At 46.3% G+C, this 21,265-nt stretch carries 19 protein-coding genes and 1 tRNA gene; 10 read left to right on the forward strand and 10 right to left on the reverse strand.

The genetic code is table 11. The annotated features are described in order from the left end of the window. The first annotated feature begins 23 nt into the window (after positions 1–23). From QUA54_RS23855 to QUA54_RS23865, 3 genes are read left to right on the forward strand one after another with little or no spacing between them, the layout of a single operon-like run. Positions 24–1,121, forward strand: coding sequence for an NAD(P)-dependent alcohol dehydrogenase (locus tag QUA54_RS23855; RefSeq protein WP_333416575.1), 1,098 nt, complete (start codon positions 24–26; stop codon positions 1,119–1,121). Then, the gene (locus QUA54_RS23860; RefSeq protein WP_333200369.1) at positions 1,118–1,267 is read left to right on the forward strand and encodes a hypothetical protein; all 150 of its coding nucleotides are present in this window, start codon (positions 1,118–1,120) and stop codon (positions 1,265–1,267) included. Before QUA54_RS23855 ends, QUA54_RS23860 begins: the two co-directional genes overlap by 4 nt. Before the next feature lie 22 nt (positions 1,268–1,289). Further along, positions 1,290–1,910, forward strand: coding sequence for an FMN-dependent NADH-azoreductase (locus QUA54_RS23865; protein ID WP_333416576.1), 621 nt, complete (start codon positions 1,290–1,292; stop codon positions 1,908–1,910). 253 nt (positions 1,911–2,163) lie between these two features. On the opposite strand, the gene QUA54_RS23870 is transcribed toward QUA54_RS23865, so the two are convergent. The 4 genes from QUA54_RS23870 to alr all read right to left on the reverse strand — a co-directional run bounded on the left by QUA54_RS23870 (position 2,164) and on the right by alr (position 6,054). Beyond that, a tRNA-Ser gene (locus QUA54_RS23870) sits at positions 2,164–2,252 on the reverse strand. 196 nt (positions 2,253–2,448) lie between these two features. Next, a complete protein-coding gene (locus QUA54_RS23875) occupies positions 2,449–3,576 on the reverse strand; it encodes a patatin-like phospholipase family protein (protein WP_333416577.1) in 1,128 nt (375 codons plus the stop codon). Positions 3,577–3,623: 47 nt separating this feature from the next. Continuing rightward, on the reverse strand, positions 3,624–4,472 hold the full coding sequence (locus tag QUA54_RS23880) for a mechanosensitive ion channel family protein (protein ID WP_333416578.1): 849 nt from the start codon (positions 4,470–4,472) through the stop codon (positions 3,624–3,626). 379 nt (positions 4,473–4,851) lie between these two features. Further along, the gene (alr, locus tag QUA54_RS23885) at positions 4,852–6,054 is read right to left on the reverse strand and encodes an alanine racemase (protein WP_333416579.1); all 1,203 of its coding nucleotides are present in this window, start codon (positions 6,052–6,054) and stop codon (positions 4,852–4,854) included. Between the two features lie 247 nt (positions 6,055–6,301). Between alr and QUA54_RS23890 the strand changes: the two genes are divergently transcribed. Next, positions 6,302–7,885, forward strand: a complete 1,584-nt coding sequence (locus tag QUA54_RS23890) for a peptidoglycan-binding protein (RefSeq protein WP_333416580.1) — start codon at positions 6,302–6,304, stop codon at positions 7,883–7,885. A gap of 95 nt (positions 7,886–7,980) precedes the next feature. Here QUA54_RS23890 and QUA54_RS23895 read toward each other — a convergent pair whose 3' ends face one another. The 3 genes from QUA54_RS23895 to QUA54_RS23905 all read right to left on the reverse strand — a co-directional run bounded on the left by QUA54_RS23895 (position 7,981) and on the right by QUA54_RS23905 (position 11,369). After that, on the reverse strand, positions 7,981–9,003 hold the full coding sequence (locus tag QUA54_RS23895) for an S-layer homology domain-containing protein (RefSeq protein WP_333416581.1): 1,023 nt from the start codon (positions 9,001–9,003) through the stop codon (positions 7,981–7,983). Between the two features lie 77 nt (positions 9,004–9,080). Further along, on the reverse strand, positions 9,081–10,493 hold the full coding sequence (locus QUA54_RS23900) for a DUF3370 domain-containing protein (protein ID WP_333416582.1): 1,413 nt from the start codon (positions 10,491–10,493) through the stop codon (positions 9,081–9,083). 12 nt (positions 10,494–10,505) lie between these two features. Further along, on the reverse strand, positions 10,506–11,369 hold the full coding sequence (locus QUA54_RS23905) for a Uma2 family endonuclease (RefSeq protein ID WP_333416583.1): 864 nt from the start codon (positions 11,367–11,369) through the stop codon (positions 10,506–10,508). 160 nt (positions 11,370–11,529) lie between these two features. On the opposite strand from QUA54_RS23905, the gene QUA54_RS23910 reads away from it, so the two are divergent. Then, positions 11,530–13,188: a DUF4435 domain-containing protein gene (locus tag QUA54_RS23910; RefSeq protein ID WP_333416584.1), complete on the forward strand. Its 1,659-nt coding sequence runs from the start codon at positions 11,530–11,532 to the stop codon at positions 13,186–13,188. Between the two features lie 52 nt (positions 13,189–13,240). Continuing rightward, positions 13,241–13,495 (forward strand): helix-turn-helix domain-containing protein, encoded by a 255-nt coding sequence (locus tag QUA54_RS23915; RefSeq protein ID WP_333416585.1) that lies wholly within the window; start codon positions 13,241–13,243, stop codon positions 13,493–13,495. A 97-nt stretch (positions 13,496–13,592) separates the two neighbouring features. Here QUA54_RS23915 and QUA54_RS23920 read toward each other — a convergent pair whose 3' ends face one another. The 3 genes from QUA54_RS23920 to QUA54_RS23930 form a co-directional block, all read right to left on the reverse strand. Further along, positions 13,593–14,483, reverse strand: a complete 891-nt coding sequence (locus QUA54_RS23920) for a hypothetical protein (RefSeq protein WP_333416586.1) — start codon at positions 14,481–14,483, stop codon at positions 13,593–13,595. A 302-nt stretch (positions 14,484–14,785) separates the two neighbouring features. Beyond that, the gene (locus QUA54_RS23925) at positions 14,786–15,391 is read right to left on the reverse strand and encodes a DUF1517 domain-containing protein (RefSeq protein ID WP_333416587.1); all 606 of its coding nucleotides are present in this window, start codon (positions 15,389–15,391) and stop codon (positions 14,786–14,788) included. A 456-nt stretch (positions 15,392–15,847) separates the two neighbouring features. Continuing rightward, on the reverse strand, positions 15,848–16,393 hold the full coding sequence (locus QUA54_RS23930; RefSeq protein WP_333416588.1) for a hypothetical protein: 546 nt from the start codon (positions 16,391–16,393) through the stop codon (positions 15,848–15,850). Between the two features lie 816 nt (positions 16,394–17,209). Between QUA54_RS23930 and rfbB the strand changes: the two genes are divergently transcribed. The 4 genes from rfbB (at position 17,210) to hpsJ-A (ending at position 21,069) form a co-directional block, all read left to right on the forward strand. Next, complete coding sequence (gene rfbB / locus QUA54_RS23935; protein ID WP_333416589.1) at positions 17,210–18,316, forward strand: dTDP-glucose 4,6-dehydratase; 1,107 nt, start codon at positions 17,210–17,212, stop codon at positions 18,314–18,316. A gap of 390 nt (positions 18,317–18,706) precedes the next feature. Continuing rightward, positions 18,707–19,558 (forward strand): cyanoexosortase A, encoded by an 852-nt coding sequence (gene crtA, locus QUA54_RS23940; RefSeq protein WP_333416590.1) that lies wholly within the window; start codon positions 18,707–18,709, stop codon positions 19,556–19,558. Next, positions 19,558–20,226, forward strand: a complete 669-nt coding sequence (locus QUA54_RS23945; protein WP_333416591.1) for a cyanoexosortase A system-associated protein — start codon at positions 19,558–19,560, stop codon at positions 20,224–20,226. The genes crtA and QUA54_RS23945 overlap by 1 nt, the downstream gene beginning before the upstream one ends. Before the next feature lie 165 nt (positions 20,227–20,391). Further along, positions 20,392–21,069 carry an HpsJ-like protein, cyanoexosortase A-associated gene (gene hpsJ-A / locus QUA54_RS23950; RefSeq protein ID WP_333200404.1) on the forward strand — a complete coding sequence of 226 codons (678 nt, stop codon included), beginning with the start codon at positions 20,392–20,394 and terminating at the stop codon, positions 21,067–21,069. Positions 21,070–21,265 lie beyond the last annotated feature (196 nt).

Here is a 21,265-nt window from a genome sequence, read left to right on the forward strand (position 1 = left end):
AAATCGCCAAAAAGAAAAAGCAAATGCTAGGAAACACTTCTATTGAACAGAATCGATCGATGCGTCCCGGTTACGGACTTGCCGCTTTAAGCCGAGGCGAACCCCTCGTTCCCTGGGCATTGCAGCGCCGCGAATTGCGACCCAATGACATCGCCGTCAAAATTCTGTTTTGCGGCGTATGCCACAGCGATCTGCACGCAATTCGAGGGAATAGCCGTTTTCCTTTGGTTCCAGGTCACGAAATGGTAGGCGAAGTCACGGCGATCGGCGCGAATGTCACAAAATTCCAAATCGGCGATGCTGTAGTAGTGGGTACGATCGTCGATTCCTGCGGTCACTGCTCATCGTGCAAGCGACAGTTAGAACAATATTGCCTCGAAGGGGTGACAACAACCTATGACGGCATTGATAGGCACGACCGCAGTATCACGCGCGGAGGCTACTCGAACGAATATGTCGTCGATACCCATTTTGCCTATCACCTTCCCGCTGGTCTCGATCCGGCAAGCGTTGCACCGCTGCTCTGCGCGGGCGTAACAACCTGGTCGCCACTACGCCACTGGGAAGTAGGGCCGGGTAAAACAGTTGGGATTGTCGGGTTGGGTGGACTCGGACACATGGCGGTGAAATTTGCTCGCGCGCTGGGCGCTCATGTCGTCGTATTTACGACGACTCCAGGAAAGCTGGACGATGCGAAGGCGCTGGGAGCAGATGAGGCAATCCTGTCCACCGACAAGGCGCAAAGGGCAAGTCAAGCATCCCGCTTCGATTTTATTCTTGATACCGTTTCATCTCGCCATCCCCTCGACCCCTATCTGCGATCGCTCAAACTCGACGGTACGCTATGTTGTCTGGGCATTCCCAAGGACTTGGATTTTAGCCCCGTCTTTCTGACGATCGGACGGCGGCGGTTAGCAAGTTCAGGTGTGGGAGGGACGCTGGAAACGCAGGAGATGCTGGACTTCTGCAGCCAGCACAACCTCGCAGCCGATGTCGAAATCATTGCGGCGGAGGATATCAACGAGGGTTTTGAACGCCTGGAGCGAGGAGATGTACGCTATCGTTTGGTAATCGACATGGCTACGCTCAATGCGCCAACCGAGGACATTGCCCGATCGTGAAACCGCAAGATGTGGCAATGCCAGAATTCCGCCGATTGTGCATTCGGGCGAATGCGATCGCCCGATCGATCTTATTTGCGATCTGCCAACCTGACTGTGTTGATATCAGTGAAATTATCGTCAGATATACAGCAAGTCCTTACTAATGAAAAAAAGAGCTTAAATCACATGGCACATCTTCTTCAAATTGATGCAAGTCCGCGCGGGAATCGATCGATCTCGCGGACGCTTGGACAAGAGTTTATTGACAAATGGATAGCGGTTTATCCCAACGATACAGTGACTTATCGCGATCTCGGACATCATCCTGTTCCCCACGTCACCGAAACATGGATTGCTGCTGCATTCTCACCATCCATCGAGCATACGCCTGAACTAGCAGATACCATCCGCATATCAGATGAGTTAGTGGATGAATTGATTGCAGCCGATCGCTATTTGATTGCCACACCGATTTTCAACTTCACGGTTCCATCCACTCTCAAAGCATACATCGATCAGATTGTGCGGATCGGTCGCACCGTTGTGATGGATGGAAATAATTTCCAAGGACTCTTGCAAGACAAAAAAGTCTTAGTAATTGCGTCTCAAGGAGGTAATTATCAATGTGGGACTCCCGATGCGGCACTCAATCACCTCGAACCTTATTTAAGGACTGTTTTTGGCTTTATGGGGATTACTGACATGAGCTTTATTTACGCTCATAGTTTGCATAAACACCCTGAAGCCCGCGAAGAGGGACTTGCCAGCGCTAGGGAATCTATTCAAGGCGCGATCGATCGTTGGTGACATTTAGATAGCAAAGAAATCGAAACATGGAAGAATTCGATATGAAAGAAAAACAAAAAATTCAAGGGGATGATATCAAATTCGGTAGCATCGAAATTAATATTACTAATAGCCCGGACACCGCGAGTGCCGTGTCCCTACAATTAATCCGGGTAGTCCAAGGGCACTGCCGTGTCCTCTATATCATTCCAGTGTGTAACTGAAATTGATATGACGAATCTCATACCCTCGATCGATCAAATATTAAATAGAACGGAGAGGGGGGGATTCGAACCCCCGAAGGATGATAACACCCTTAACAGATTAGCAATCTGCCGCTTTCGACCACTCAGCCACCTCTCCCGATGACAGCAACTAATCATAGCACACACATCTAGCCTTTGGCAACCCCTAAATTCAAATAATCCTCAATCCCTGACGCTGTATGGAAGGAAGAAGGGCACAACACGAATTTTGACACGGATACAGGATGTAAGAGGGAAGAAAAAGAAACTATTCGCAATGCCCGATGCCCGATTCCCAATTCCCGAAATCAAGACTACTCCCCAAAGCCCCTAGCCTTCAAGTGTTTTTCCCAACTAAAATTGGAACTCAAAAAGAACCTCTTAGTATACAAATATCCCAAGCGGTACAGGTGAGCCTTGCGATCGGCATCGAGATTAAAATCCGTCGTTGTCACCCCAGCTTCAGTCACATCAATATTAATCACCCTGCCTTTATCCATCTCCCGCTGGTGATAGCGGTCTCTTGCTTTCATCATTGTTCTGAACATCGCCGCCAGCATCGACAGGGGAGTATCAATCTTAACTTTAGTCTCAATGCCGGTATCGACCAATCGAAACCCAAAGGTAAACCAGCGGGGCATAGCGGGAGTCGAACCGACGGATTGTTTGTCATAAATCCACAGGGGGAAATTGCTCAAAATTCCGCCATCGACAATTAAGTCATCGCCCAGTTTTCCCGGTTCAAAAAATAGGGGAATACTCATCGACAACCGCACAGCTTCAGCTACGCTAAAATCTTCGGGATTTGCGAGTCGCAACTGCTGGTATAAAGCATCTGAATCGGCAGATTCCTGCCGTCGCAAGTCGTCGGGGATCACCAACATTTCACCCCGACTGAGGTTGGATATTACTACTTTTAATTCCCGGTCTTTTACGATTTTTTTGACATCGGCAAAAGTGTGCAAGTTACCTCGACCGAGCATTGCTTCCAGCCACTGCCGGAACGGTTGCGCCGAATATTCTCCCATCTGACGGCTAACTGTTAAGAAAAGTAGAGTCCAAGCAGGAGATTGCAAATCGTCTGCAGGGTCGCCGTTTAAAATTAGAGGACTGTTTTTTTGAGTTAAAAATATGCTGTAATCGAGCTGTCCTAAAATTTCCTCTAAATCATCAATTGACAAGTCGGTTGCCAAGACTGCGGCAGTAATTGCACCGGCAGAAGTGCCTGCCAATTTTCGCCAGCGGATGCCCAAATCGTTGCAGCATCTGAGTGCTCCTAAAAACGCAACTCCGCGCACGCCGCCGCCTTCAAAAACTCCGTCGGCAAAGATTTCACCGGTTTCGTCGGGAGGCGGAAATTTGCTGAGAATTGTTTGTTTTTCGGTGGCGGTGATCCTGACACCGGGTTCTTGTAAAATTTGCTGCGGATACCACTTGCTCATGGGAAATACCTCGGATAGAGTTGCGATTTTAGATTTTAGATTGATATCTATTGTTCTTGATTTTTGTGGGCATTCATGGCTTCTTTGACGTGTTCTTGAACTTGCGATCGCACTTGTTCGTAAGCCACCGACGCGCACCAAGGCCGGAGAGATAAAACAGTTGTGTCTGGAGTAATCTCGGCTACCAAACAAGTCGGGGGCGGATTCTCCAAAACCAGCGGGTGAGAGTGGGCAATTTCTAATAACTCAGCTACAGTTGGACGGATCGGTCGATCGCCAATATCAATTTTCAAGTCTACTCGCCTCGTTCCCATTGCCGTTGTATTTTTCAATGTACCGTTAAACAACTGATTGTTCGGGACAATAATTTTTATGCGATCGTCTGTCACCACGGTTGTTGAAAAAATCCCGATGCTGTCCACCACTCCCTTAACATCGCCAGCTTCAATCCCATCTCCGACTTCAAAGGGGCGCAAACTAATCAACATTACCCCAGCAGCAAAGTGCGACAAAGTATTTTGCCACGCCAAACCGATCGCCAAACCCGCCGCACCCACCACCGCAACCACACTGGTAGTTTGAATTCCCAACTGACTCAAAGCGGCGACTACTCCCACTACCAAAATCGTAATTTCAGCAGCTTGAACTAAGAATTTCCGCAGCGTGGCTTCGGTGCGACTCAGTGCTCGGCGAGTCACGCGCCCCGCAAAGCCGATCGCAAATCGCGTAATTAACAAAATGCCGATCGCCCACAGCAGTTGAGGTACTATTTTAAACCCCAATTCTACGAGTTTTTTCGAGAATTCTTGAGCTACTTCCAAGGCTTGTGTTCTTTCTGCATTTAGCTGAGAATAGAAGGTTTGGGCTATTGGTAAAAACGTCTGAATAACTGTCATGTTAATTTTAGATTGGTAATTGGTCACTTGTGCTGAGTGTAGCCGAAGTATGGGGCCTTGGGTATTGGTAAACGCAGTCTCAGTTTTCTGCATTAGTCCCAGAGTCCGACAGGGGTTTTCAACTCCTGTCTCATAACTAAAGTCCTCTAAAATAAGACTAAAATCAATAATTTTATCGCTCAAACTATTGAGTCGGTTTAAACGGAGATATTGCACCATTATCAATAACCCTTATATGGGCGGGCTCTCCTGCCCACCCCACAAGAAAATGCACTTGTTGTGGAACAGGCATCTTGCCTGTTCTTGACAATGAAGCAACATCTCAGTTTAAACCCACTTTAGCGATGAGGCAGGGGTTTAAACCCCTGCCGGACTACTGTTAATAGTTTACTGCTACGCGGGGCAATCGATGTTTAAAACCGCAGAGAATTTCCCACGAAATAGTTCCTAAAGTCGCCGCCCAATCGTCAGCAGTAATTTGATTTTCCCCATTTTTGCCCAATAGCGTCACCACTTCACCCACTTCTAAATCGGGAATATCAGTTACATCCAGCATTAATTGATCCATCGTCACGGCTCCCACTTGCCGCACGAATTGACCCCGGACTAAAACCTGCATTTTATTAGAAAGATTGCGCGGAATACCATCTGCATAGCCGATACCAATTACGGCAATCTGTGTCTGACGCTGAGCTATAAATTGATAGCCGTAACTGACGCCTGTTCCTGCTTCAATTGTTTTCACTTGCGTTACCCTAGCTTTTACCTGCATTGCGGGCTTCAAATTGGCGCTCGACTGCAAGTGAGGAGCTGGATAAAGACCGTAGGTAGCTAAACCGACTCGTACTAAATCGTAGTGCAAATCGCGGTCAGCGAGGGCGGCAGCAGAGTTTGCCAAGTGGAGGCGAGGGGGGTTAATTCCTGCTATTTTAATTTGCTCGATCGCCCGTTTAAACCGCTGGTGCTGCTCTCTCATCACTGCGGGATCGGGACTGTCCGCTGTCGCCAAGTGAGAGTAAATGCTGGCTAATTTTAAATTGGGCAAGCGCTTGACTAATTGTACAAATTCTGTTGCTTCTTGCCAGGGCGTACCCAAGCGAGACATTCCCGTATCTAACTTAGCGTGAACTGGCAAAGATTGGTTGAGAGTGGCGAGAACTTCAGAAAAAATTAGGGCTTGTTTGGCAGTACAAATAGTGGGCTGCAAGTGCCATTGGGCGATCGCCTTTACCTGTTCCGGTGTATGGGTTGCCCCCAACAGCAAAATCGGCGCTTCTATCCCAGCTTCTCGCAATTCTATTCCTTCGGGAATTGTCGCCACTCCCAGCCAACTAGCACCTGCTTGCAATGCTATTTGACTGACTGCAACAGCACCGTGTCCGTAAGCATCCGCTTTCACAACTGCCATCAGTTCTGTGTGGGGAGATAAGAGATTTTTAAGCTCTTTTACATTGTGAGTTAAAGCTGCTAAATCCATTTCTACCCAAGCCCGCTGGCAAAGTCCCCCGTCACCGTCCCCCAGCACCGTCTGGCGGGATTCTTTTGTCGTTGATTCTGCGGTTGTTTGTTCCCTACTCCACATTGTCGATCGCTCCTACTTGCTTGCACGCTTAAAAACTGCTCTAAAAGCTGCTCGGATATTTTACCCTAAGTTTGATTATAATAAGACTTTTTTTAATCAATGTTATACAAGTTTAAAAAAAGAATGCAACTGCAGGCAAGCTGCAAACCCATATTGCATCAGTCATTCCCAATCTAAAATCTAAAATCTAAAATCTAAAAGGGTATTAACTGGTGTATCATAACACCAAAAATACCCGGTAAAAACTATGGACGGACTGGCCTACCTACATTTAGCTGAAACTTGGGAAACGGCTGCGGGTCAAACTCGATCTACCAACTCAAAAAAGCACCTGAATTTAGCCTATACTTCTTTACTTTTCTTTACGCTCGCTCTCACAATTTTAAATTTAGTCAATCCCGCACTCGCCATCAAAAAAGGCGATTCAGGCCCAGAAGTAGCCCAACTCCAGAAAACTCTGCAAGCAGCAGGATATTTTAGCGGTAAGACTACAGGATTTTACGGTTCTATTACCCGGGCTGCTGTGAAAAAGTTCCAAGCAGACAACAACCTGAAAGTAGACGGAATTGTCGGCCCTAAAACCTTGTCAGTGCTGAAAGGTAAGCCGGAAATCGCCAGCATTGAAGCTGCGGAAAAACAATCGCCAAATGTCGATCGACCTTCGCCATCTCCTAGCGCCACAGAAAACACAAACCAACCCGAAGATACAACTAACAATCCGCCTCAAGAACCTCTATTTCAAGAACCATTTTTACCACCATTTAAAACAGAAAATCCCGAGGAGAAACCAGAAAGTGAATCGCAACCCCAAAGGCTAATAAATCCTCCCGACAACACTCAAGGAAAAATGACCTTGAAAAAAACAATTTACGGCAACATCTCGCCCAAATCAATAGTTTATTCGGGAGATGGCTTGTTTTTTGCTCAAAACATGATGTACAGCCACACAATCACAGTTTACGACAGGAACTTTAAATTAGTCAAGACTATTCCCGATACAGTAAACTTGTCGAAGTTCGGCTTTTCTAAATTCAAAGGCAATTATCAAGGTTCTCCCGTAGAAGCTGCTTTTTCAACTGACGGCAAATATGCCTACGTATCCAACTATCAAATGTACGGTTCGGGGTTTAGGAATCCCGGCAGCGACAGGTGTTCTCCAGCGGCAAAACACGACCAAAGTTTCCTGTACCGCATCAATACCGAAACTTTGAAAATAGAAAAGGTAATTCCTGTAGGTGCAGTTCCGAAATTCAATGCTGTTTCACCTGACAATCGCTTCGCGCTCGCGAGCAATTGGTGCAGTTGGGATTTGAGCGTAGTTGATATCAATAAAAATCTCGAAGTTGAGCGGGTAAAACTGGGTGCATATCCTCGGGGTATTGTTGTCACTCCCGACTCAAAAAATGCCTATGTTGCCGTCATGGGTTCTTCCGATATTGCAAAAGTGAATCTCATAGACTTTTCGGTAGAATGGCTGAGAAATATTGGCAATGCGCCGCGTCATTTGACGATCGACCCCAACGGAAATTATCTTTATGCGACTTTGAACGGTGAAGGAAATGTGGCAAAAATTGACCTAAAAACGGGTGAAGTGGCGAAGAAAGTTAGGACGGGAAAAGCGCCTCGCAGCATGACGATTTCTGATGATGGAAAACTACTTTATGTGGTCAACTATTTCTCGAATACTGTTAGCAAAGTTAGGACGATCGATATGAAAGTGCTGCAAAAAGTGAATGTTAATTCAAGTCCGATCGGAATTACTTACGATCCGGAAACTAATCAGGTTTGGGTAGCTTGCTATTCGGGCAGCATTATGGTGTTTCAAGATTAATTTAGCTGCTTCGCAGTAAGGGCTGGAGTCCTGACTGCAAACAATAGCGATTAAATGTGATTTTGGGGCGGCCTATGAGCAACGCCCCTAAAATACTATTTGGACAACTTTAAAGGCTTCACAACATACTCCGAAGACTTAGCAGGTACTTGACCTTTTTTGGCCATAGCTTGGTAAATCATGGCTGCTACTTCAGCGCGAGTTGCTATTCTATTCGGCTGCAAAAGTGTGCGCTTCGGGTGGTTGACAACAATACCAGCTTCTGTGGCTGATGCTACTTTGTTAACTGCCCATTTCGGCACCTTTGCCCTGTCTGTATAAACTTGTAAAGTTTTGGTTGCTTTTGTTGATGGTTTCAGGCTCAAACCGCTTGCTAAAGCTGCGATTACTTCGACACGCGGAATCTGTTTTTCGGGACGGAACTCATTGTTTGGGTATCCTTTAAGATATCCTGTTTTGACAGTGTGGTCGATCGCAGGAGCGACCGGACTCTTGTCTTTTACGTCTTTAAAATCAATCGGTTTTCGGATCGGTTCTTTGTCGTCGGACATTCGCTGAATTAACCGCGCTAGTTCGGCTCGCGTCATCGGTTCGTCGGGACGAAATTTGTTGTCGGTGGAATCAGCAAAAATTTTCCGAGCGACTAAAGCTACAATGAACGGACGCGCCCAATATTTGTCTGGAACATCGGATAATATAACGGGCCCAACTTTGGGTTTAGTCGCTTTCGGTTTGGTAATTGCTGGAGCGGGAGTCGATCGCACAATTGGCTTGGGAGGAACAACGACGATCGCCCCCACCGGAGGAGTTGCCGGTAAAATCGGCCCTAAAGGTGCCACAGGTGCGACATCCGGTTCTGAGGGAACCAGGGTTGTAGCGGGAGATCGCAAATCCGAATTCGGCGGTGCAGGCGTTAATATTCCCGGGCTCGCGGGCGTAACAGCAGGTTGAGAAAAAACGGCTGGAAATTGCCAATTTCTGGCATTCAATCGATCGGGATTTTTACCTGTTACCCAAAATAAAATTGCTCCCATCGTGCCGAAGGCAACCAAGATAGCAATCAATTCATCCAATCCTAGAGGGTTTCTTTCCCCTGACGGGGGTTGTGAAGAAGACATATTGTCACCTACATATCAATGTAGAAATTAAATCACATATTTTTTGGGTCTGGTAGTGACTGAAATAAATAAATCAACTATTCCAAAGTTCTCACTGTCAATACTTGCGGTGGCGTGGAATCGGGAGGATAAATAAAATCAACTTTTACCGATCGCGTTTCTGTCGCAGCTAACCTCAACTTTACCATCGGTTCCACAACTTGACCGACACGGTGCCACAAATGCACGTAGCGAGTTACATCGTAACCTCCATCATCTCGGTAGCGCAGCCGCACAGTACCTCGAAAATAAGGAAAATCCAGCGGAGGTTGGCGAAACCGCAAGCCATTTTTTGAGAGTTTATCTTCTTTTAAAGGCGTTTCCAAACTCACCGCTATTGTTTGCGGTTTCTGTGCCGTGTTATGCAGTGGCAGACTCAGATTGTAGTGTACGCCGTAATTGCCGTGGGCTTCGTAAGCGGTGTCGGGATAGCGCGCCAGCATTTTTCCGGCTTGCACTTGTTGGGTTCCCAAAGTACCCCCGCGCAAGGTAGAGATCGCATAGGATATAGCTTTTCCAGTCTGGGGAATTGCCAGATTTTTAGCATCGCGATCGACTAATTCCGCTTCCCATCCAGAACCTTGCTGCACCCCTGCCACGCGGCCGTAAATCAGGCTTCCCGAAGTCGCGTCGGGGGGAGTCGGGGTTTTGTGGCGGGGGCCTGCCAAACCGCCATTATTCAGCAATTGCTGCCATTCTTCCAGAGTGGGCGCGCGATCGCCCCCATCAGCATTTTGAGGTGCATACATTGCCAAAGTAGCGGCATAAACCTTGCCGCTACTTTTGAGGCGCACAAAGGTAGAACGACCATTTATCGGCTTTTCCAGACCCCGCACGGGAATAGGGCGATTCATCAACAATGCGGTTTCTCCCGGTGCAATCAGCAGTTTTTCCGGAAAATCCGGCTGCCGCATTCCCCGCAAAACGCTATCGACAGCGCGAATCCCAGGGCCGGAATATACTTCGCCGTTGGGACTCTCACTTAGTGCTGGTTTTTGTTTGAACGGTGCGTCTGGTTCCATCAGGTAACTGGCTGCCTGTAAGACTTCCACCGTCACGGGTTCGGAGCTGGGATTGTAGAGCAAAGCTCCTATATACAGCGTGCGTAAATTCGGCGGAGTGTGAGAAAAGTGGTGAGCAAACAGGTTGAATTGCCCTTGAAAGGCAAAGTTCAGGTGAGCTGCGGGGACTTTTTTGCCGTCTGGGGGAAAGGTTGAGAGCAAAATGCCTTCTTTTTTGACCCATTCGGGACTGTCGCTGTTGAAGAGGGGGATGCTGTCGAGTTGTCCGGGGAGCTCGCGCACTTCCGTAGCTTGTACAATTTCCTCGGGTGCTGGTTTTGCGGGAACAGATTGTACGGGTTTTTTGACGTACAACAATCCGCCGACTGCACAAAGGACGATCGTAGAAATACCAGCAATTCGAGAAAAGAGATTTGGTTTCTGAATCATCAAAGTTAACTGTCAGCCCAATCTCTGTACATCTTCGACCGACAGCGACAGCGCCTGAGCCACTTGCTCTACGGTTAAACCCATTGCCAGCAGTTGGGGAATCGCATCCCGTTGGGTTTGTTCTGCGCGATCGGCTCGCTCTCGCTCAGCGTCAGCGCGTTGGCGTTCCTGTTCGGTATGGAGGCGTTCTAGTTTAGCTTGTTCGCTACCAGTTAACAACAAATTCCCCTGATTATCCCACCAACGCAACCATCGCTGATGCTGATTTTGATAGCTACCTTCCCACACACCTAACTCTACTCCCATCAGGTCGATCGGATAATGCCCGCGATCGTTTGGTTGCAAACGGCGATAACGAGTATTCACCCAGTTATAGACTTCCAATTCGCTCGTTTTAATGATGTATATCGCATAGTAAGGAATGTGAATAATCTGCTCGTATACCCAAAACTTTCCGGGTTTCTGGTTGATACCTTCTGGTAAGCGAGATAAGGGAGTATTGTTTCGTTCTTCTGAGCCATTACCACTAGCAAATTCGATCGCAATCAATGGCACAATATACTCGCGCCAAATCACGTAAGAGCGGCGAATTTCCCCATCTATTAGGGGCGGAACGTTGGGAACGTAGAACCAGTCAGGCGCTTCGGCTCCCTTTTCGGGAGGGTCGGTTTCGCGCCAGTAAATGCCACAATCTTGCCCTATAGCATATTGTCCGTCCGGGTGGAGGGTTTGCAGTGTAGTTTCCAGGGAGTCGGTGAGTAGGATACTCTGGGGATGTGCTAGAAAGTTATGTACAAAAGTGCCGTCGGAGTCAGGTAGTTGGGTGTGATCGGGAAAGGCCGGGGGTAATGTTGTGGGGTTGAGGTTTTGGGTCATGTCAGCTATCCGATGGTGAAAGGACAGATGCTTTATTAATTACAGCGCAGTCTGCGGTATTTTTCTATAAATTATGATAGATTAGGTATTGTACCGAAACGCCGATAAAATTCTAAGTTAGACGGCTCGAAAAATTGAGTAGATGAGTTATTTTTAGCTTATGCAAACAGATGTTATTTCCAACACACGAAATCTGATTCTACCTCAACCAGTTTCCACTCTGGAAGTTTCACCCACAATAGAAACTCAATCGAGTGTTGTCATCGTTGGAGCTAACGGTTCAGGGAAAACACGCCTTGGGTCTTGGATTGAGCTGGAGTCCCCACAAAAATCCTTCGTGCATAGAGTCGGAGCGCAAAAGTCCCTTTTGATACCAGATTTTTGTTCTACATCCTCCATTGATATTTCTGAAAACACTCTTCTCTATGGTTTACATCAACCTAACGTATCTTCGGAACATCTACAGAGTTACAAAGATTCTTACAAATGGGGATCTAAACCAAGTACTCATCTCCAAAATGATTTTGATAAACTGCTTACCTACCTATTCACAGAAGAGTTTGATAAGAGTACAAAATATCGTCAACTTAAAGCTAAAGGAATCTCAGAACCCCCTCCAGAAACCCGCCTTGACATAATTAAACGTATTTGGGAATTTGTTCTTCCACATCGCGAGCTTAGTATTGGAGCCGGGAAAATTGAAGTAAGTTCCAGAAATAGTACAGGAAGTTCATATCATGCGTCTGAAATGAGTGATGGGGAGAGAGTCATCTTTTACCTTATTGGACAGTGCCTTGCCGCGAAAACAAATGGAATAATAGTGATCGATGAACCTGAAACTCATATACATAAAGCTTTGCAAAGTCGGCTGTGGGATGCAGTTGAGGCAGAAAGACCAGATTGCCTTTTCGTGTATTTGACTCACGATTTAGATTTCGCAGTAACACGCTTGGATGCTATTAAAGTTTGGCTGAAAAGCTATGAAAATAATCAGTGGGATTGGCATTTAATACTTGGGAATGAAGATGTCCCTGAACGTCTTCTCTTGGAAATTATTGGAAGTAGGAAACCTATTTTATTTGTCGAGGGCGATCTAGGTAGTCTAGATTATTTCTTCTTCTCACGCTTATTCAAAAAAATTACCGTTACTCCATGTGGTGGACATGAGCAAGTTATTAATTCAACTTGCTCATTCTCAAAACTTAAAAATCTTCATAATCTGGAGTGTAAAGGCATAATTGACCGCGACTTTAGGACGGACGAGAACGTTGAATATTTGAGGCAACGAGGTGTATTTTGCCTTAATTTCTCAGAAATTGAAAATTTACTGCTTTCAGAAAATGTCCTAAGTGCTGTGGCAACTATGTTAAATAGAACTGAAGATGCGGCTCACCTCATTGAACAAACTCAACAGTTAGTATTCAATCTCATGGAAAATCAAAAGGAACGCCTTGTTTCAGCGATTGTTGCAGCGCGTATCGAATATATTTTATCTAGATTTGACGCCGAAGCTTGTGGTGAACCAGGACTAATCAAAGCGTTGGATGATGTTACAAATGGTATCGACATTCCGGGTTTGTATGAAGAGACAAATAACTTGGTAGAAAATATTCTTAGAAATAAAAAATATTCTGAAGCACTGCGTTTATATAATAATAAGGGAATCTTAAATCAAGTATCCAGTTTGTTCGGGTTCAAGGCTAACAAAGACAACAATGAGTTAGTAAACTACATAAAGCGGCTAATCAACAGTAGGGATAATAGAATGATTATAGAGGCATTTCTACAAGCAACTCCTGAACTGGTAAGCCTCAGTTGATTTAGCCCCAAACACTCCAGAGTACGATCGATTAGATGTACTCAGCACCTTAGTGGAAGCCTACGAGAAGAAACACATTCCGATCGCAATCCCCGATCCGATCGAAGCGATTTATTATTACATGGAAACTCGCGGATGGTCTCGTCGCGATTTAGAGTCATGTCTCGGTAGTCGGGCTAGGGTATCCGAGGTTTTATCTCGTAAACGTTCCTTGACATTGGAGATGATTTGGAAGTTGAATCAAGAACTGGGGATTCCTGCTGAAATTCTCATCCAACCGTATAAGTCGGGAAAAATCCCCGCGTAACAATATAACTCGATCTACCTTGGTAGTTGTAGGGTGTGTCGCTGCAGGAAACTTCCCACTAAGGCGCAGATATTCGAGGGCGACGCACCCTACATTCTTACCGCCTTCTGCCACTCCCGAAAGAGCCGCTCCGACTTGGTTGACGAGAACTCCTGCCACTACCAAAACTCGGACTCCGCCTTTGCTGCGGGGAAGTTGAGTTGGGCGATCGCCTCAAAGTGCTGCCGCCGTAACCCGAACCGGTCGATCTATTATTGGCATTTGGACGTACTGAGGGTCTTACTGGCTGGTTAGATGTGGGCGATCGCAGGCGGCCGGTAGTCCTTAAAACTTGACGGTTTCTCACCTCAGGAGGCGGAGTTCGGTAGCGAGTTTGATATTGGTTAACAGCTTGGCTGTAAGTATTGCCATAGCCGCCATATCCTGTCATAATTCCCGGCTGATAGACTGGCGGCATATAATATTGCGGTCTAAATAACAAACTGCCGATCGCCTGACCGGCTATAGCCCCAGCAAACGGTGCCCAGAAGCCAGATTGCTGTCTCACTACTACGGTTTGGGGCTGACCGGTTTGAGGGTTATTGACAGTTTCAGTCACGTTGTGAACGTACTCAATTTTAAAATCTTCTGTCAAATGCAAAACCGCTTGATTGTTATTCACATTTAGATAACTTTTCTTGCCTGCCGATATTTCTTCATCCGTTAAGCGAGCCATTTGCAAATCCGTAGTGCGGTAAACTGGGGGACTGCCGGCGGGAGTATTCAGCAACATCAAACTGTATTCACCATTCGCATCGTCGTAGGTAGCTTGCTGTACGGGATATTGACCTTGAGCCAAGTTATTGTTGGCAGCAGCAGGACGCACCGTGTTAACATTACTATTTGGAGCTGGATTGGCAGGAGGTTGTGGGGTAGGAGAACCGCAGGCGGTTGCCGTCCATAACAAAGTTAAAGCCATTAAATAAATTGTCAGTTTTCGCAGCATCATAAATAGTTATTGGTAATTAGTAAGGAAAAAGGAAGAAGCAAACAACTTCTAGCCCGGCTTCTGTGAATTGCGTGTCCTGAATCAAGGTAATTGGTAATTATCAACGACTCGATTTACATTCTATCGCTAATCCAGCTTGCAGTCAGGACTTGATTTCTTATTTATTCCCAGCTTGAGGAATTCCCTCCTCACTACAAACCTGTGTTATTTTCCCTCTTTTGCGATCGTCCGCTTGGGGTGGACATCGTTTTTATCGGAGCGAATTCTCTTCGCCGCTTCGATCCTTGGGGTTTTTCTAGTTTTTAAAGGGGAATGAGTTCGGGGAAATTGACCAACACTTGGTCGTTGGTAAGTTCGTCACCCAACTGTGCGGGAGAAAAGTGAACTTGCACAGCTCGGAGCCTGTGCTGGTAATTTAAATTAATCAGTGCTTTTAAACCGACTTTCAGCGCGCTGATGTCAGCTAGGTCAGTTTCTAGGGCAGGAATTTCGCCTTCATAAGCAACTGTCAGCATCACTACGACATTTCTAGTTACCGGCAAAGACAAGGGGGCATTTTTATCGTAAACAGATGTGCTGTATTGAGGCTCGCTGAGATAGCGCTCGGCTGAATCAGTGAAAAGTTCATCCACATAATCGCCGGCTTCGCCTTCATTCCAAAAAACATCGCCTTCATTGGCTGCTGCTTGCCAGTAGCTGTCGTACTGCAACAGGTGATTGCAAATTTCTACAAGACCTTCTCCTAAAACTGCTAGGTCGCCATCGGCATCAATTGCTTGTCTGGCGGTGCGGTTGAGAACTCCTAACAGCGGTGCAACTTCTTCGCCTGTTAGGTGAACGAACACCCGGCAAACTGCCAGTCGAGTTTTACCTGTAAATTGATTGAATCGATCGCGCCAAGCATTCATAACCTATAGTTGTAATCTGTAGGGCTATATTTCCCACCGTAGCAGGGGATTTGAACTTTTGCCGTCTACCCTCAGATTGATATGAAGAGTATTTCTGGTGATCGCCTCCGCAGCTTACTGTCTCGCTTTGAGTCATCTAATTTTATCGCAGTTTTCAATCGGATCGAATACAGTAGGGAAACGGCACTGCCGTTTCCAGACGGGTATCTGCGATTTTTAATAATAATTGGTAAAAATTTGAGGGTTGTAGCAAGACTTTTTGAAATTGATATTAATTCGGCGTTCCTTTGCTTCGCCGGAATATGATATTGGGTGCGATCGATTCATTTGTCAATTGTTTGCAGTGCTTCGCGATCGCCATGACAGGAAATTGTAGGGGTAGATAATTTTACCTCAAAAAACCTCCAATCTTGCAAGATTGGAGGTTTTTTGAGCGAATACTTTGGTTTGAAATAACTATTTGACGATCGCGTTTTGGACTTGTTCGATCGCAATTTCAGAACTCAACTCGGCAATTGGCGAAACTGGCAAATCCAGCTCGCCGCCTGGAGCTTCTGGGTGTTCGCGAACGGCTGCAACCGCATCTGCTGACTCAGCTACAGCACCGGCAGCCGCCAAATCGAGCAACACCGGAACTTCCAGGTATTCAGAAACACCTGTATCTGCGATCGGATCGATCTGCTCTTCAAAAACTTCAAAATTATCGGTCATCGCAGCGCAAGCAGCAGAGGCGCGCTTGCCGGCACGGTAGCTCATGTAAGCCGCACCGCCACCCAAAACTCCAGCCAAACCTAGGAAACCGAGAGCTCCTGTTTTGTAGGATTTCCACGGATTCATTCCATCCGAACCGCCGGAACCCAGGATCGTTGGCCCCGAACCTGATTTAGTCGCCCCAGATTTGCTGTAGGAACAGGGGTAAGCAGATGCGGCGTCACCGATAGCGATGCTGCTTGCGATCGCGACGACGGAAGCAATGCCAGCTAACACTTGAAACTTCTTCATAAAAAAAAATTCGGTAAGTGGGAAACGAGCAACTGGGAAACGAGCGCGGCTTTAGCCTGCTCGTGGGAAACAGCTCGGCGGTTTCAACCGCCTTGAATCTTTCCATTACACGGGGATTGCTTAATTCGGTGTAATGAATGTGATGTACTTTCACCCTTGACAATTACCATGTCAAATTTGGCAACCCCGCGAGCGCATAATGTTTGCTCCTTGCGGAGCCTCCCTTTCGGGGTGATGTTAGCTTCGACAATGTTAACGGCCGGTACTATATCTAGGACACTGACTTAACCCAATAAATCTGTTTAATCCTAAATTTCTAGAGCAAGGAACTAGCTTCGCATCCCTTGGTAGGTCTTTAAACTCTTACCGTTAACGTAGTGCAAGGCACTTAGTCTGGTCAACTGTGGTTTAAGTCTTAGGCTAGAAGCCCAGTGTGTCTTTAGACCTGGGTCGTTGACGGTGTTCTGGAGATTGTAAAGGACAATTAAAAAATTAATGGTAACAGCTCTTTACAAATGTATCAACTCTGCGCGCCGCCAAAATCGCGGATCGATCGCAAATGTCAACTATAGCCTGACGCAATTCAAATTTAAAATTGCCAGCTTAAAAATCTGCAATGGTTGCTCTGTAAGCGTTTTGAGTAAAAGAACCGAAGAAGTTAAAGTATTGTGAACCAATATGCACGATCGCGCCCAAATTAGAACATCTGAGGTGAGACAGTAGAAAATTTAGTTACAGACTGGCAAACACTTGGTGACAAACTACTTTTAAGGCTACTTTTGAAAAGGCTTAGTTATTGGAAAAACTCTTATTTTTATGACAGACAGCGGGAATCAAGGCATTGAGCGAGCCCCTCGCCGATTGTTGGTGACGGGCGGGGCTGGATTTATCGGCTCGAATTTTGTGCATCACTGGTGCAGCAGCTATCCGGGCGATCGAGTAGTCGTACTCGACGCTTTAACCTACGCCGGAAACAGACAAACCCTGGCAACTTTGGAAGGAGGAGAAAATTTTCGGTTTGTGCAAGGGGATATTTGCGATCGAACCCTAGTCGATACCTTGCTCAAAGAAGAAAACATCACCACAGTTGCCCACTTTGCCGCAGAATCCCACGTTGACAGGTCAATTATCGGGCCCGCCGCCTTTGTTCAAACAAACGTTGTCGGAACCTTCACGTTTTTAGAAGCCTTCCGCAAGCATTTTGAAGCAATTGATGAGCCCTCTCTCAAAGCAGAAATGCGCTTTCTCCACGTTTCTACCGACGAAGTTTACGGCAGTCTCGGCCCCGATGACCCAGCCTTCACAGAAACAACTGCCTACTCGCCCAACAGTCCCTACTCAGCTTCCAAAGCTGGCAGCGACCACCTCGCCCGCGCCTATTTCCACACCTACGGCGTGCCGACAATTATCACCAACTGTTCCAACAATTACGGCCCCTATCACTTCCCAGAAAAGCTCATTCCATTAATGTGCATCAATATGCTATTGGGCAAACCGCTGCCAGTTTACGGCGACGGTCAAAACGTGCGAGATTGGCTCTACGTGCTCGACCACTGCCGCGCTTTAGATGTCGTTATCCACCGCGGCCAGCCTGGGGAAACCTACAATGTTGGCGGCAACAACGAGGTAAAAAATCTCGATTTAGTAAAAATGCTGTGCCAGCTAATGGACGAATTAGCTGAGGATTTACCCGCGCGTCCTTGCGAACAATTGATCTCATTTGTCAAAGACAGAGCCGGGCACGATCGGCGTTATGCTATTGATGCCAGCAAAATTAAAACAGAGTTAGGTTGGACTCCCTCAGTAACAGTTGAAGAAGGTTTGCGGCAGACTGTGGAATGGTACTTAGCCCATCGCGAGTGGTGGGAACCCCTGCTTTCGGAGGAATATCAAACTTACTACCGGAAAGTCTACTCTAATTAATCTACTCCTGGACGCACTGGCCGCGAGAAACGGGAACGGGTAAAAACCCGGTTTTCAAGCTCAAGAGTGCGTCCAGAAAGGTTTTTGTCTTGCCTTCAAGCTTTACATTTAAACTACGGGCGCAGAAACTGGGTTTGACGGAGGAAAATCTTTCGTGGAGTGCGATCGGTCAGAGTAAAAAAACCCGCTTTGTTTGGTATGAGCGCCTAACTTCAGATTTAATTAGGTGGAAGTAATTATCACAAAAATTCACTTTTGTCAATTTTTGTGAAGATTTACTTAACAATCATCCCAAAGGCATAAATTCAAGTGTTTGTGGCGGATAATTTGTATAGAGTTACCAGATTGAGAAAGCATTTTAGAAGCTTTTAGTAAAAACAAAAAGCAGCAATGACCGAAATAAACTCGCTCAAGCACATCCAAGAACCTAAATACTGGCTGTTAGGCATCGCCTCCGGTTTGATAGTCTTACACCTAACTCTGACTTCCAGAACCAACGACACTGACCTGTTCGGTACAATGTTACTGTTTTGGGGAGTCGTAGCATTTCTCATTTGGGAAAGGCACGAATCCTTAACTTTTGAAAGCGGAATTTTCGCCAGCTTCTTTGGGTCATCGTTAATTGCTTTAATATTGCTCAAAAGTTCGTCGATATCGGGATACGACTTTTTTATCAGAGCAACCCCTTTTTTGTCGGGAGTCAGTCTCGCATTGCTGGCTTCCGGCACAAAAGGACTGAAACAATATTGGCAGGAACTTCTAATTCTTGGCTATACAGCGATTCCTCCCGGGTTGATCGGAGTATTCGTTGATGTCGCCAAATTAACAGCTAAATTTTCAGCTTTCATCCTGCACTATCTAGGCTTTGAAGTTGTGCGGAAAGGCGTTTTCCTAATCCTGGAAAAGGGCAGCGTCGAAGTCTATCACGGCTGTTCGGGGGTGAATGCGATGCTACAATTGTTAGGAATGGCTCTGGTTTTCTTGCTGATGTTTCCTACAACACTTGGTCAGAAAATTGTACTGCCACTCGTGGCAATAATTATTGCATTTGTAGTGAATGCAGCGCGAGTTGCTCTCATGGCAGTGCTGGTATCGCTATCTCAACCCCAAGCATTTAAATACTGGCACGAAGGAAATGGTTCGGTAATCTTTTCGATGATTGCTGTATCTATTTTCGGGTTATTCTGCTGGTTTGCTATTTTGAAAGATCAACCCCAAAATAAGGAAGAACAGAATTGCTAATGGCTATTACCTCTTGGAAACCAGTTAGGCTTTCCCTGTTGGCTATTACTTTGGGAGGGGTTTTGTTGGTTGCCGGGAAATTGGTTTTCTATCCATCTGCCGGCAACACTCTGGCAACCCCGTTTGAGTTTCCAGAGTCGGTGCCTCTAGGCGATTGGAAAATGCAAAAGAGCGCGCCGCTGAAACTTAGCGACAATTCAGAATTCAAAGCTGCCAGGAAATATGAATATCAAAAAAATAGCATGGCTCTAGAAATAGAGATGCGCTATGCGGTAAACACCATTGGGGATGTGGAAGGTATGATGAAAGGACATACTGTTCTCAAGTCGTCTCCTGGTAAACTAGCATTAGTAAACACTCAAGGCGCGGGTTTTCACGGAATTTTGCAACAGCAAAATCGACTGTATTTGAGTTCGTGTATCAATCCTAGCGGCGGTGCTACAGTCACTTCCCAACAGTTTAGATATAATCGAAATACTCGCGATTGGAACCCGAACCGCATTCTGTTTTGGTTGTTGGGTCGGGGAAATATTCAAGACCGGCGCTGTTTGTGGACTCAGATGTCTGTGCCTTTGGATAAAACAACTCCAGAAGATGCAAAAAAAATTCTAGAGAATGCTTGGGTTTCTTGGTATGGGTGGTGGCAGCCGCGATTTCCCGAGCCTTGAGTCGAGTCAGTCGATTTTAGATTTTAGATTTACTCCACAGGTGAATTTGGAAGCTTGAACAAGAGTCTAAAATTTTTGACTCTCCACGAGAGGAGTACGTGGCACGGTATCCGTTTTTGGGCGGAGTCAAGAGAGATTTTTCTTAACAACAATTCTGATTATTTTATGAATGACGTACAAAACGAACAAGGTTTTTCTATCTACAGGCTGCGTTGGATTGGCTACGGTCTATTAATTCTGTCTGTATTAGATACGATTGCAGTTCTTATACCAGCAAATTTTGGCAATCGCGTCTGGGAATTGCAGACAATTGGGGCTGTAGTGGAACGGGTGCCAGTTCCTTTACTGGCAATGGCGCTGATATTTTTTGGAGAAGGGTACGACCGCAGAGGTTTGGAAGACCTTTTTTTGAAGGTTTTGTCTTGGGTTTGTCTGCTGCTAGGTCTGGTTTTTCTGTTGATGCTGCCTTTGGGAATTTTTGGTACTATCTACGTCAACAACCAAAACAACCAGCAAATTACTACTCAAGCAAACCAACAATTAGCTCAGTTGCAGCAGGTGGAAGAACGGCTGAATAAGGGTACTCCTGAAGATTTAAGGAATTTGGCGGGGGAACTTACCCGTTTGGGGGTACAAGCGGATGCGCAAAACCCACAGCAATTGAAGGAGCAAATTCTTTCGAGAATTACTCCGGCTAAGGAACGGTTACAGACGCAAAGCGCTGCGGTTCAGTCAGGCCAGCGCTTGGGGTTATTTAAAAATGCTGTTAAGTGGCTGCTGGGCGCGCTGATTTCTAGTGTTTTGTTTTTTACTTTGTGGCGCGGTACTGATTGGGCCAGATAATAGTTTTGAGATTTGAGTTGCGATTTGTGAGCTAGTAAGGTGCGCCTAGCGCACCCGGAGAGCGTTGTTGAGGACTAAGATGCGCCCTGTGTACGCAGCCGGCTTCTTGGTGGTGAAGAAGACTCTCAAACCCTGCAAATTTTGTTGGGGGGAGCGCTCGCTCTTTTTCTTTTCAAAAGATATCGGTAATAAATCT

Source organism: Microcoleus sp. MOSTC5, assembly GCF_036701825.1.
Lineage (GTDB): Bacteria > Cyanobacteriota > Cyanobacteriia > Cyanobacteriales > Microcoleaceae > Microcoleus > Microcoleus asticus.